The sequence below is a fragment of the Vibrio casei genome (genome assembly GCF_002218025.2).
Classification (GTDB): Bacteria; Pseudomonadota; Gammaproteobacteria; order Enterobacterales; family Vibrionaceae; genus Vibrio; species Vibrio casei.
Genome location: NZ_AP018682.1, coordinates 52,112 through 65,836, shown reverse-complemented (window position 1 = coordinate 65,836; position 13,725 = coordinate 52,112). Strand labels below are relative to the sequence as shown.

General features: G+C 39.9%; 10 protein-coding genes. 4 read left to right on the top strand and 6 right to left on the bottom strand.

Features of this window, described 5'->3' with window-relative positions:
- Window positions 1-38: 38 nt before the first annotated feature.
- Window positions 39-1,367, bottom strand: a complete 1,329-nt coding sequence (gene fucP / locus VCASEI_RS18715) for an L-fucose:H+ symporter permease (protein WP_089110868.1) — start codon at window positions 1,365-1,367, stop codon at window positions 39-41.
- 83 nt (window positions 1,368-1,450) lie between these two features.
- Entirely contained in the window at window positions 1,451-2,380 is a 930-nt protein-coding gene (gene rbsK / locus VCASEI_RS18710; protein WP_089110869.1) for a ribokinase, read from the bottom strand.
- Between the two features lie 216 nt (window positions 2,381-2,596).
- On the opposite strand from rbsK, the gene deoC reads away from it, so the two are divergent.
- The 4 genes from deoC to VCASEI_RS18690 all read left to right on the top strand — a co-directional run bounded on the left by deoC (window position 2,597) and on the right by VCASEI_RS18690 (window position 5,448).
- Window positions 2,597-3,256, top strand: coding sequence for a deoxyribose-phosphate aldolase (gene deoC / locus VCASEI_RS18705; RefSeq protein WP_089110870.1), 660 nt, complete (start codon window positions 2,597-2,599; stop codon window positions 3,254-3,256).
- Between the two features lie 43 nt (window positions 3,257-3,299).
- Window positions 3,300-4,139, top strand: coding sequence for a DeoR family transcriptional regulator (locus VCASEI_RS18700; RefSeq protein WP_238321432.1), 840 nt, complete (start codon window positions 3,300-3,302; stop codon window positions 4,137-4,139).
- A gap of 297 nt (window positions 4,140-4,436) precedes the next feature.
- A complete protein-coding gene (locus VCASEI_RS18695) occupies window positions 4,437-4,811 on the top strand; it encodes a rhodanese-like domain-containing protein (RefSeq protein WP_038149449.1) in 375 nt (124 codons plus the stop codon).
- A gap of 388 nt (window positions 4,812-5,199) precedes the next feature.
- Window positions 5,200-5,448, top strand: a complete 249-nt coding sequence (locus VCASEI_RS18690; protein ID WP_027695173.1) for a hypothetical protein — start codon at window positions 5,200-5,202, stop codon at window positions 5,446-5,448.
- Window positions 5,449-5,713: 265 nt separating this feature from the next.
- Here VCASEI_RS18690 and VCASEI_RS18685 read toward each other — a convergent pair whose 3' ends face one another.
- From VCASEI_RS18685 to VCASEI_RS18670, 4 genes are all read right to left on the bottom strand, one after another.
- Window positions 5,714-7,099, bottom strand: coding sequence for a hypothetical protein (locus VCASEI_RS18685; RefSeq protein ID WP_110957860.1), 1,386 nt, complete (start codon window positions 7,097-7,099; stop codon window positions 5,714-5,716).
- A 5-nt stretch (window positions 7,100-7,104) separates the two neighbouring features.
- The gene (locus tag VCASEI_RS18680) at window positions 7,105-8,079 is read right to left on the bottom strand and encodes a DEAD/DEAH box helicase (protein WP_272948329.1); all 975 of its coding nucleotides are present in this window, start codon (window positions 8,077-8,079) and stop codon (window positions 7,105-7,107) included.
- 4 nt (window positions 8,080-8,083) lie between these two features.
- Window positions 8,084-9,234, bottom strand: a protein-coding gene (locus VCASEI_RS18675; protein ID WP_110957751.1) for an IS3 family transposase whose coding sequence is annotated in 2 segments (ribosomal slippage) — window positions 8,084-8,991 and window positions 8,991-9,234 — 1,152 coding nt in all. Because the reading frame shifts where the segments join, the coding sequence is not laid out codon by codon here.
- Window positions 9,235-9,262: 28 nt separating this feature from the next.
- Window positions 9,263-13,288 carry an AAA domain-containing protein gene (locus VCASEI_RS18670; protein WP_238321431.1) on the bottom strand — a complete coding sequence of 1,342 codons (4,026 nt, stop codon included), beginning with the start codon at window positions 13,286-13,288 and terminating at the stop codon, window positions 9,263-9,265.
- Between the last annotated feature and the right edge of the window lie 437 nt (window positions 13,289-13,725).

Sequence of the window (13,725 nt, the reverse complement as noted above, 5' to 3'; positions counted from 1 at the left end):
GAACAGAAAAGCCACTTATAAAGTGGCTTTTTGCTACATTAATTTGTTTGTTCTGCTAATTGAGTCTGTTTTTCGCTTTGGTTCTTATTTTTCATTTCACCTAAGAAATAATAACCAACGTATCCAAAGCAAATAAAGTTGACCAAAAACGAAAGCTGCATGCCAATAGCGTCAGCCACCAAACCTTGAATAGCAGGTACCACTGCTGCGCCTACGATCGCCATAACAATGACAGCTCCCGCTGTTTCCGTGTATTCGTTATCTACCGTATCTAATGTACCAGCGTAGATAGTTGCCCAACAAGGACCGAACAAAACACTCACACCAACAGCTACGTATACCGCGCTAAAATCGTGAACTAGAGATACATAAGCAAGAAACGCCATACCAATCACAGAATAAGCAATGAGTACTTTCTCAGCAGAGAATTTTGTCATCAGGATGTTGGCAATAAATTTACCTATAAAGAAACACACGAATGAGTACACCATATAGTTTGATGCTGCGCGTTCGTTGATATCAGCCATTTCTAGTGCTAAACGTATCGTGAACGACCACACCGCGACCTGCATACCTACATATAAGAACTGTGCAATGATGCCTTTTTTGAAGCGATTATTAGTCGATAAATACTTAAGCGTTTTACCAATAGAAGGGGCTTTTTTACCACTTTGTTGAGCCACTTTACATTTCGGGTATTGAGTGAACATAAACAACGCTAACACACCGATAAGAATGAAAATGATGTACTTATAAGGCTTCAGCGTATGTTCTAGCATCTCTAGACGGAACGCATGAATCTGATCTGGAGACATCGCCGCCATTTGTGATTCTAAGCTCGCACCGTCTTGGAAAATAAGGTACTTACCAAGCAAGATACCCGCAATAGCGCCTATTGGATAGAAAGTTTGGCTGATGTTCAAGCGCAGTGTTGCATGCGATTTTGGCCCCAACATTGAAGAATATGTGTTCGCCGCTGTCTCCAGAAAAGACAAACCCACTGCAATAGAGAAAATCGCTGCTAGGAACATAGTATAAGTTGCCATATGAGAAGCAGGGAAAAATGCAGCGCAGCCAAAGATATAAAGCGACAAACCAATCATAATAGCCAATTTATACGACGACTTTTTAATGACTAAAGAAGCAGGGATCGCAATTAAAAAATAACCGCCATAAAAAGCACTTTGTACTAAGGCACTTGCAAAGTTAGATAATTCAAAGACAGATTTAAATTGAGTAATTAGAATATCGTTTAATGCAGCCGCACACCCCCATAAAGGAAAAAGGCAAGATAATAGTATAAATTGAAATACTGGTGTTCTATCCAAATAGCCATCAGAGCCTTGGATGGTATTATTTTTTATCATTGTAGGGTTCCTTAAAGAACAGGTTATCTGTAGCTCATTAGAAATAATGAGCCAGTTTTAATTGTTATTTCAGACCGTTAGTATTATTTAGAGTGCTTTGTTTCAAACTCTTCGAATTGTTCAATGCTCGGATAAGAGAACTGTGTTCCTTTTTCCGTCACACTGAATGCAGCAAACAGTGAAGCTTTTTCTAAGGACGTCTGTACATCACCAGTTTGCATGAAGTAGTGAGAGAAGCAGCCAATGAATGCATCACCCGCACCACTGGTATCCACTGCGTTTACTTTGGTTGGCTCAATGAATACGTCTTTACCATCTTTGCTTAACCAAAGTGCACCTTTCGAACCCATGGTAATGATGATGTTGTTCAAACCTTTATTTAGAAGAATGGTGGCGGCTTCTTTAATCTGTTCAACCGTTTCAACAGGCTTGTTCACTAGAATTTCTAGTTCAGTTTCGTTAGGCACAAAGAAGTCACAACGACAAGCATATTCAATATCAAGCTCAGGTACTGCAGGCGCAGGATTTAGCAATACTGGAATACTATGCTTATTACCAAATTCGATGGCAGCATAGACAGTTTCTAGTGGTACTTCTAGCTGAAGCACAATCAAACTGCACTCCACCAAGGTACTTTCCGCTTTATCAATGTCAGCTGGTTTTAAAAACTCATTCGCTCCTTTAATGATCAAAATAGAGTTCTGAGATGTGGAACTAACAAATATTGGCGCCACACCGCTTGAAGTCTGAGGTACTTTGCTCACATATTGAGTATTGATGCCGTAAGATTGAAAGTTTCGAATTGTATTGTCGGCAAACATGTCGTCACCCACTTTACTTACCATTACAACATCTGCTCCCATTTTCGCGGCGGCTACGGCTTGGTTAGCACCTTTACCACCACATCCCATTTTGAATGATGGAGCTTCTAATGTTTCACCTTCTTTTGGCATACGGTCTGTGTATGAAATGAGATCGACCATATTTGAGCCGATAACTGCAATTGTTTTCATTTTTAACCTCCCTTATTAATGTTATAAAACTAACATTAATCGATCTTTATGAGTATTTACTGAGATTAGGATCACTTAAATGATATTAACGCCTATTAATCAATGAAAAAACCAGCACTAAATCACATTTATAGGTTAATATGATAACATTGCAACTTTGAAATGTTATTAAAGTAACATACACTCTAATCCAAGATTAACGCATAGGGTAACAACATGAATCACTATATTGACCACACACTATTATTGGCTAACGCCACAACTAACCAAATCAACACACTCTGTGATGAAGCCCACGAACACCAGTTCTTCTCTGTTTGTATCAATCCTGATTTTGTTGAGCATTGCGCCGAACGCCTAAAGACATCAAATGTTAAGATCTGCACAGTTATCGGTTTTCCTTTAGGGGCAAACACCACTGCTGTTAAAGTGTTTGAAACTCAAAATGCAATCTCGTTAGGCGCTGATGAAATTGACATGGTAGTGAACATCAGCGATGTCTTAGACGGTGAGTGGGATGCTATTGAAAGAGAGATTGCCGCTATAAAAGAGGCATGTGGGCCGAAATTGCTCAAAGTCATCTTCGAAACCTGCCTACTCACCAACCAACAAATTGTTGAACTGTGTAACATTAGCAAGCGTGCTGGTGCTGATTTTGTGAAAACATCAACAGGTTTCTCAACAGGTGGTGCAACTGTTGAGCATATTAAGTTAATGCGTGATACTGTTGGCAAACAAATGGGAGTAAAGGCATCTGGCGGCGTTCGCACCAAAGAAACAGCACAAGCAATGATTGACGCTGGGGCGTCTCGAGTTGGCGCTAGTGCGAGTGTGAGCATTGTCACGGGTGAAGCTCCAACGACGAATGGTTACTAAGAGTAAGAAGCCTTCGGCTGTAAAAGGCCGAAAATGGAGAAACATGGTTACAAAGCAGTTAGAAAGACTTCGACGAATTGAAGCATGCCTAAAACACAGCGACAAAATTCATTTGAAAGAAATCGCCCGCCTTTTAGAAGTGTCAGAAATGACAGTTCGTCGTGATTTAAGCTCAAATGCTGCTCATTCTTTTCCTCTTGAATACTACGGCGGATATATCCGTCGTGGTGATCCAATCGTTCATGATGAAGTTACGGAAGATCTTGAACAGATGTCTTCGAAAGTATCTTCTCAGGCGACTCCACTTCAGAAAGCGCGCAATACAACAGTTTTCCCTCCAGTCAAAGTGAACAACTATATCTCGGCTATCGTTTCTGACTTTATAGAGATGAATGATGTAGTGTATTTCGACAACGGAGTACTTAACGCTGACATTATTGGTTCAATACCCGATCATGTGAAATTTACAGGTGTTACTGCTTCTATGAATGTCTTTTTGGCATTAAAGAATAAACCTAACTGTAAGTCTATCTTGCAAGGCGGCGATTATAACGCTGTACATGATATCTTCGTCTCCACCTCTAATGATGTGCTAACACCTATGATATTTCAGAAAGTGTTTATTTCGTCCGCAGGTGTTCACGATAGGTTTGGCGTGACAGCTTCGGATATGTTGGTAGCAAACATTGCGAATCTGGTTATGGAAAGGAGCATGAAAAAGTATCTGATAGTAGAAAAGAAAACTATCAATCAAACCGCCACATACAAAATCGGTAACTTGCTAAATTTCCACTATTTGATCTCTGATGATGCCTTACCTCATAAGCTCGAAGCGGCTTGTAATGAAGCACGACTGCAGGTTCTAACCCCACCGGTTGATTAAATTGGTGAGAAAGAGTGGAGGCGGTTTTGTCCCGAAGCGACTTTGCAAACATAGAAACTCACTATTTTTGCATAAATATCATTATCGTTACATGAGCTGTATTTGGGCAAATTTCAGTAGTTCGTGGCCGCGAATATTTTAGCCGTAAATGATAATGGGGCAAAGGCGTGTTTGCTATAGTCGGTTCGCATCACCTCTGCCAAGTGAACTGACAGAGGAAAAGTGACAAACTTTATTGTAAGTGATCAGACTTTATTGGACTCGATGAAACTATATTGTCTTCTGACAGGGGTAATTATGTTTGGAGTTAACTGGAAAGCGGCGGGGCTGGCGTTCATGCTGGCTTTGCCTGTGGGTCAGGTGTTGGCGAGCGAGCGGGCTGAGCAGGCTTGGCGGATGATAGATAATGGCGCATTGGTGATTGATGTGCGCACGACGCAGGAATACGCTGACGGCCACTTACCCGAAGCGCGTAATATTCCTCTCAGTGACGTTGGCACTGGCTTTCATGATATCGATAAGCAGCAACCGATTGTGGTGTATTGCCGCAGCGGTGGTCGTGCTGCGATGGCAATGGAAGCGTTGCAAAAACAGGGCTTCACTCACGTGCACAATGGTGGCGGACTGAACGAAATGCAGGAAACTCAGATGAACACCGGGCCGCTGAATTAGCCCTGTTTAGCACAATGATTTGATTTGAACGGGCCAAACCGCCCCGTTTTGGCTTTATCACTCTCCGCTTATCCCGTTACTGCTTTGTGACATGAGCAATCAGCGTTGGCTTTGCTGGCTGCTCCAGGCTTGACCCAGGCGTGCCAGAGCTTTCAGTACTTTAATCAACCAGCTATCACTCCTTATATAACAAAGTAGGTTGTGAACAGCGGTCGCGAGCAGTAGACTTGCACGAGCTAGAACGCCTGACAGTGTCTATCGCACGTTGATATGTCCGGCGTTGAGCAAATCAGAAACGTCCGGTTTAGCGATATCAAAGAGTAAAAGTAAACATTATCCTTTCATTATGCTGCCGTAAAATCGATATTAAATTTGATGGAGATAAACAATGAACAGCGGTTGGGCTAACTTCTTTCCGTACTTTGCCGGAGCTCTCAAAATTATCGTAACAGCGATTGGTGCCTACTTTGCGATTAAATGGCATTTTGATGAAGATCGCAGAGTGAAGGAAGCGGCAGGTGTGGTATTTGAACCACAAAGCTCTTTGAAAAAATTGTTAAAGATGCTGGCTATCCCTGTCATTCTGACCGTTCTGGTCGTTGCCGTGGTTTACGCGACGAACTGGTATCTCGACTGACCACCTGTGTGAATACCATCGCTGCTTAGCGATGGTAAGTCGTGTATCCAAAGTATGAGGCAAGGTCCATGAGACATCTTTAGACTGTGACTCATCGTTTGTCAGCTAAATCATTTTTGGACAAAAACGAGTTACACTCCTTAGGATACACTGTCTTTTTAGATTACTTTTAGTATTGCAAACAGTTTGTATGCAACTGATCTCGCTCACTCATCCACAATATTACTAAAATCAGATGTAACACTTCCCAAAATCAGGCTCTAACTTACAATTTACCGATTAAATTCGGCTTTCCATGAGATACCGAGCCTTTTAAAAACTCATTAGCAACGTTAGCTATTTTAGCAACTAACTTTTGGTCTGTTGTGAAAAAACCTAGCGGAATATGAACAGGGCTAAGATCAGGCATTGATAAGTGATAACTTACCGCAGCAAATTCATTATCTAAGAGTAAAACCTCAACGCTACCATCAAATAAGCCGTTTCTAATACCTTCACAAAACTCAATGCTACCTAATTTGTGTTTCCATGCTCTACCAGCTTGCCTTTCAACATTCTGATGGTCATCACAAGGTAAATACACCTTAAGCTTATAATTTGTGCTTTTTCCATTCGTTTTATAGTTATTCAGGCTATCTTTAGCTTTATTAAAGCCTTCACTCATTCCCCAATAGCGAGTATTAGCACCAAACCAGCATAGCTCTCTTGGTTTTTGCGTCTTTTTCTGGGACTTGAGTTTTTTTAAATTGCTCTCAATAACATTCCAAGGTTGCTTAGCATATAATGGACCAACCAAAAGCTCATACGGTTTATCAGAAGTGCCAGCTACCATTTCAACCAGCATACTTCGAAAGTCGATACTGTCATCTTTGATAAAACGACTAACAGACATATCTTCAAAAGCATCCCATGCAGCTGTAATACTATGTAGATTGTTACCTAATCTGATGTTGTCAGTTTCTTTTGCAATAGCCTGTGTAATTGCCTCATCATTTTCGTAAAGTTTATCAACATAAAAAGGCTTAATTCGGCTGTCTAAATCTATCTTAAACTTACGCTTAATTCTGTGAGCGATAGTTTTCTTTCTAGACACTTTATCAACTGAATAAAGGCTAGGTAACGAGTTATCATGAGTTTTAATAACCCCCAATTCACCTCTTTCTACTAGCTGCTGAAAGTGTTTTGTAAACATAGCTCTTGCATGCTGCTCACTTAAGCTTTGTACTTCATGGTTAACATTTAAACGAAGACCCGTATGCCAATTCTCATGCTGATTTTTAACTTTATTAAACCCTGCTAATTCAAATGAAACAGAAGAAGTTCTAGACTGTGGCTTTTCGATCATAGGTTTATCATCTAATGATGAAAAATAACCTTTTGCCAATGTGGTTAAAAATAGCTTTCCTTCGTCAGAATATGCAACTTCACCTTTACTGATAGGCTCTTCAATAGCAGCCGCTAATTCACGCTGGTTAAAGCCAAAAAATGAAGACAGTTCAAACTTCGAAAGCGGTGTAATATAAAGTGCTTTAAGCAAAAATTCTTTTATGAACGGAAAGCCTTGTTTACTTAAATAGGAGTATTCAATACCAAATGTTTCAGTAGGTACAATATAATCTACTTCATTAAATTCAATCGTTGTGTTTTCCATAACAGTTATACCGCCTTCTTAAATTTCTTGGTTGTAATGTCTACAAAGCGATACAAGTCTTCACTAGCGTGTTCTTCCATAAACTTAATAACCTTACCAAATGGCAATTGGCTATTCTTTCCTTGCCACATTCTCTTATCACCAACAATTACCAAACGGTCCATAGCTCTTGAAAGGCCAACATTAATTCGGTTTGGTAGCTTTAAGAATCCTGAACCTTGCTTTTGCTCTGAACGTGTTACCGATAAAATAATCACGCGATTCTCTTTACCCTGATAACTATCTACAGTATCAATTTTCAATAATTTAGTTAGTTCATCAGACAAAGATGCTTTTTTAACTTTTTGTCTTATACGTCTTTTCTGTTCGGCGTACATACAAATTACACCAATAGCAGCTTCACCTTCTTTTACTTGCTCTAGTAATGAATGAACAAAAGTCTCGTTTTCATCAACCTGTTTAAGCAAATCAACAATAGCATCAGCTTCAGCATCGTTGTAAATACTTCGACCAGAACCCGTTTGATGATGTGCTTTTTTATTTAAATTCGATGTATCAAGCCACGTTGCAGCTGAACTCAATGCTTTGGGTACATCACGGTAAATATCAGGGATCTTTCGTTCACCATTTTCTAGCTCACCATCATAAAAACACTGAGAGACCAAAGTACCAATAGCAGGAGCCATTCGATATTGTACAAGTAGTTTTGCACCAACCTGTTTTCCATAATCACTTTCAAACGCACGAGCAAAGTCACTTTCAATTAATTCATCAATATCATTCGATGATTGAATACCTAAATGTCTTGCTAAGGCTTTTTTGTGAGGATCTGTATAAAGAGGTGGTAGTTGCTTATGATCTCCAACAAGTAGCACTCGTTTACCTACTTGCATCGCAATTGCTAGCTCACTTGCAATGGAACGAGCCGCTTCATCAATAATGATCCAGTCATACTGATCTGCTCCAGCCAGACTGGACACTTCATTAAGCGACATTTTGATTTTCAAAGTTAACTGGGCTTAGATACCCAAGAGCACTGTGCCTTCTTGTCCGATTATAATCAACCTCTATGTATTCAAAGATCGTTTGGCGCATCTCGTCTCGCGTCATGATCGGCTCATACTGGATCGCTTCAACTTTCAATGAATGGAAGAAGCTCTCAACACAAGCATTATCCCAGCAGTTTCCTTTCCTACTCATACTTTGCTTTAGATTATAAGCGGTTATGATGTCTCGATAATCTTTTGAGCAGTACTGACTACCTCGGTCACTATGAACGATAACCTGCTCAGGGAACCCTCGACGGAACAAGGCCATTGATAACGCATCGCAAACCAGAGTTGCCGTCATTCTGGTATCCATAGACCAACCGACTACTTGCCTGGAATAAAGGTCAATGATTACCGCCAAATACAGCCAGCCTTCGCTTGTCGCAACATAGGTGATGTCTCCCGCCCACTTTTGATTCGGAGCCTCTGCCTTAAAATCCTGAGCCAGCAGGTTCGGAGCAACTGGCATTTTATGTTTGCTGTCCGTCGTACACTTAAACTTACGTGCCGCTTTCGGCGTTAAATCCTGCCGCTTCATACTGGCGGCAATGGTTTTAACATTACGGCTATCACCGTTCTCAGCCAGCTCTTTCTGGATGCGCCTTGAGCCATCACGACCTTTGCTATTATCAAAAGCCTCTTTGACCTTCGTATCAAGCTCTTGGCGAGTTACCTCGCGCTGGATGGCCTTGTGGCGATGCTTAATCCAGTAATAAAACCCACTTCGTGAAACACCGAACACCTTAGCCATGCGGGCAACTCTGAAGCAAAGCAGGTGTTCGAGCATAAATTCGTAGCAATCTACTTTAGGTTTTTCGCGAAGTAGGTGGCGGCCTTTTTTACTATATCTAGCTCTTCAGCTTGCTCAGCCAATTGTCGTTTGAGTTTGGCAACTTCAGCGGCTAGATCTTTTTCCCGCTGACTGGTGCTGGTGTCGCTCTTAGCTGACTTACGCCAACCATAGATCTGGGATTCGTGTAACGACAGTTGTCTCGCTGCCGCAGCTACTCCCACTTTCTCTGCTAGCTTCAGGGCTTCTGCTTTAAATTCAGGGGAATGGATAATACGTTTTTTCTTGCTTGTCATGGTTCACCTCGTTAGTGATTGTACTCACTTAACTCGGTGTCCAAAACTGCTGGTGCGGATCATACTGATTACTTGCTATATCAATATTCCAGTTACCAATACCAACACAAGTACCTGCGACCAGTTGTTTTGAACGGGCCAAAAACTCGTCCATATTCGCATTGCCAGATTGCATAACCCGTATCATATCTTTCGACAATTTTACTAATCGTTGAACTGAGCTAGAGATATTTGGTTCAATAGCATACTCATGGTTTAAATCTTTAATTAAACCTTCACGAACCTCACTCAAATTATCATGCCAATCTTTGTTGGTACGTATACTCTGTGGCAGTCTACTGTTAATTAATGACTTCCTTTCACCAATTTGTTTTTTAAGCTCTTTCTTCTGTTTAGCAACTAACTTTTCATCATCAAGCGCTATTAATGCATTTTGTTGCTCGATAATGTGTGAAAGGATTTGCTTATCTAACGTTAAATAGGCTTCTAAATAATCAGCCGGAGCTTTTAATGACTTAGCTAAGTTCAACACTCGATATTTTAATTGAGTCTCAAATTGTTCTACTTTTTGACTAACAATATTGTCAGAATAAGCATCACGTAAAGAGTGAGAAATCGTTGATTCACTTCGACTAAAACGCACTACATCAAGATCGGTCTCTAATCGACTACAATGTTTTCTAATTCGTTCAGCAGCTGTATTTACAGCTTCATGTGACTGACTTACCAATAAAATTCGCTCAGTGCCTTGCTTTTCAATTAGGTAATGAACAAAAGCAGCAATAAACTCAGTTTTACCTGTACCTGGTGGTCCTTGCAACATTGAAAGAGGGCCAAATCTTAGAAGCTTTTGAAAGGCTATTCGTTGCTTATCATTAAGCTTAATAGCATTACCGTTATCGTCTTTACGGTCATAACGTTTAAAGTCTTCGTCAGTGACAGTTAAGTCATAGTCTGTAGGCACTAAGTCGCAGTCAGGCTCAAAATAATCTGATAAGTTTTCAACAACTGAATCTTGGTCAAGAATACGAGTTAATGCGTTCTTTCGCTTATTAAAAGACGACTTATCCGCTTTACTGCGAAAGAAAATGATATCTTCTTCAGTTAATCGGTGAGCTCTATTCGAATAGCGAGATAACTGCACTCTATTCAATCCTGAGGCTGATAAATTAACTTCGCCAATAAAGTAGTCTGCTTCATCATTAACGATAATCGCTTCAACTTGATCTTTAGCGGTAAAGCCATCAAGTGGATCTTTTTCAGCTTCGTATGGCAGTATAAGAATGTCTTTATCATCTTTATGTGTTCTTGGCTCGCCAATAAGCTCTACATATGGATGAGATTCAGTCTCTGTTTTAAGAATTGCCTTCCAAAGCTCTTTGGTCGATATCGGCTCAACACTGGTTTCAGCCTCAATAATATTAGTGGGTTGTTCTACTAAAAGAGATTCTACTTTTCTCTGTTTTAATTGAAATTGTTTAACTGCGTTTTCGAAACTATAAAACTGTCGAATACGTCTATTGAGTGCTTCTAGATTACTTGCTCTACCTTGGGTTATACGAATAGCAAAAGGAAGTTCTAAAACAGCATTTTCGATATCTCTAGGATAAATACTATCTCTTGTTTTAGGAGCTAAGCCATGTTTAAAAGTGAAACTTACTTGATCGAAGAAAAGCCTAAAGAAGCCACCTAATCCACAAAATTTCATTACCAAATCTGAGGCTTTTTTATCACTGTCTTCGATCGAAACATATAACTTACCGTTATCAGGGTATATTGTTAGAGGATCAAAATTTTCTCTTACTCCTCCTATTTCAATATCAATCGTTTCAACCGATGGTTGTGTTATTTTTTCTGGGTTTAAAACGGCATCTTTAAAACGAGTTAATTCTCTAAAGCCAAAATCAACGTCTTCAAGTTCGTGAATAATAGCTTGGCTAACGGCTTCAAAGTTTGAACTTTCTGTGCCCCAATCAATTTCTAGTAGCTCTGCACTTATTTTCATTACCGCATAGTTATCACGTTCAAAGGCTGAACTATTTTCGATATCAGCAGGACTATATTCGGTATTAAGCAACTCTTCAGCATCATGGTGAAAATCTAAAACATCAATAATAAAAACGTCACCATGCTTATCTACAATAACGTTCTCAGGCTTTAAGTCACCATGCGCAAAGCCTAAAGAGTGCATATGCTCAACATGTGCGACTAAGCTTTTCACAATATCGTTTCTGCGATTACGCATACGATATGGATCTAAATTTTCACCCTCAATCCATTCACTCACCAAATACAACGAGCTATCTCGGGCGGTAATGCCATAATCAACAATAGACGGAATAAAGCTTAAATTGAGGCTTTGCAGTTTTTCGACTCGCTCTAAAAAAGATAACGTGCGCAGTCCGAGGCCAGCATTAATGTCAGTAGGATTAATATTATTCCAAACTTTTACTACACCAGTGTCAGCCTTATATACCTCTTTTGAATCAGTTTCAGAAATAAACTCCTCTTCAGGGTGCAATCGACCAACTTTAGTCGATTTAACAAATCGATCTAATTCTTGAGTCGAAAAACTAAAAGCAGCTTCTTTGCTTGGCTCTTGTTCAACCAAAGCATCTAAAAACTCACCAGCATTAGCAAAGCCTTTACCGTTAAGTGCTTTTAATAACGTGTCGCCATACCAAGCATCACATTGTGAGAGGTCTTTCTCTAGTGATTTTTCAAGCGCTGGTGTTAATCGTTTGGCTTCAAGAATTGCCCACGCAATAACCGCAAGGCGAGAAACATCGTAATGATAGGGAGATAGCGAAGGCGTAGCTTGGTTGTATACCGATAACTCATCACGAATATCACCTACGGTTTCTTTCTTACGAGCAAATGCCGAAATAAAGTTAGAAAGCGCGACACGTTGCCCAGTACTTAACCAAATACTGTGTTTACCTATATCCCGGTGAGCGAGTTGTAGTTGGTGCAAATCTGCAAAGCGAGCTATTAACACTCTAACCAAGTTAACACGCTCATCAATGGCTAAGTTTTCACCATAGGTAACAATAAAATCATTAAGGCGTTCATGACCATGAGGAAGCTCAACAACCTCATTGTACTGCGAGGTTATCTTCTCTTTAGTCGGTATTGTTAGTGAAGAAACACAATGCTCGTATAGCTCTCTATTTTCTCTTTTTATCTTGGTGAGTACTTCACGTTCACGTGAGGCAATTTTTATACGTCCATCAGGGGTTTTAGCATCATGATTTGAAAGTTTATCAAAATCCCAGCTGCGGATAATGGCACGATCACTTTTGTCGGCTTCACTTTGAGCAAGGTACTCTTTATAAACCTCATTCGGGTGATCAAAAATTTGCTCTTGGCCTAGCCAACCATCAACTGATAACGGTCTAGCTTCTACTTTTTTATCATTTAGTAGTAAGCTGTTTTCTAAAAGAGGGATATCATTTAATAAAACTTCGGATTTAGAGTGAGGGTCAAAGCGTTCATTAAATAACTTCTGGTTAGTACATAACTTACAAAAGTCATCCAAACTAAGTGTTTCAGCGAGTTCTTTTTTGTTTAGGCCGGTAAAGTTGCTGTTGCCAGTCATCACGACTAACGAATAAACACGTGGTGTGAAATTCGCGTTGCTAAACTTGCCTGTAAATGGTTTAAGTAAATTTTTTACTAAGAATTCTTTATTACGAGTTACCTCAACAGGCGATTTACCTCTATCTTCGTTACCCCAAAACCATTTTCCACGATTTGAAGTAACAGGCTTACCATTCCAGTGTTTAAGTTCAACAATAAGAATATTGCAATGGGTTACTATCAGTAAATCTATTTCGCCTTGCTTATGTTTATTGACAAAACGAAAGCCTGCATAACCTTTCCAGGCTTCATTAAACGGCTTTTTTAACGCTTGCAAGGCTTCAAACCCTTGTCCTTGATTTGAACTTTTACCTTTATACTTTTGTACATTCGGGGTGCTCAGCACATTTTCAATTTTTTTAATCGCATCGATTTCGTGGCGCTCTAGGCCACCGTCCCAATATTTGATATCCATATTTACTTCTTATTCTTTTTTAATCCAATTAGAAAAGCTTACTTACATAAAGAGGCGACTCTGGAGGTCTATTTTAAATCCGTATTAAGCAAAATAGACCTTATATTGTGTGAGCAGACTTAAGACTTGAAACGGAATCTTTACGCTATTACTTTTGATTAATACTCCACCATTGGCGTAAGCAACTCAAGTCATACTGGCAGTTAATGTGATTAGGATTTGACATGAGGAAGCACAAAGTGTCATGCCAATTAGCTAGTTAGGAACTGCCGAGCTAATCTTTGAACCCATAGGTTGGCTCTCTGTACAATGCAAATAGTAGAGTTAGGTCTTTCTTTTTGCCTGTATTAGCTCTAGTACTCCAAAGTATGACCTCTGCAATTCACTCTGGTGTTGGTCGCTCGCCCTTTGTAACGCAAGCACACAGAGGATAAGGC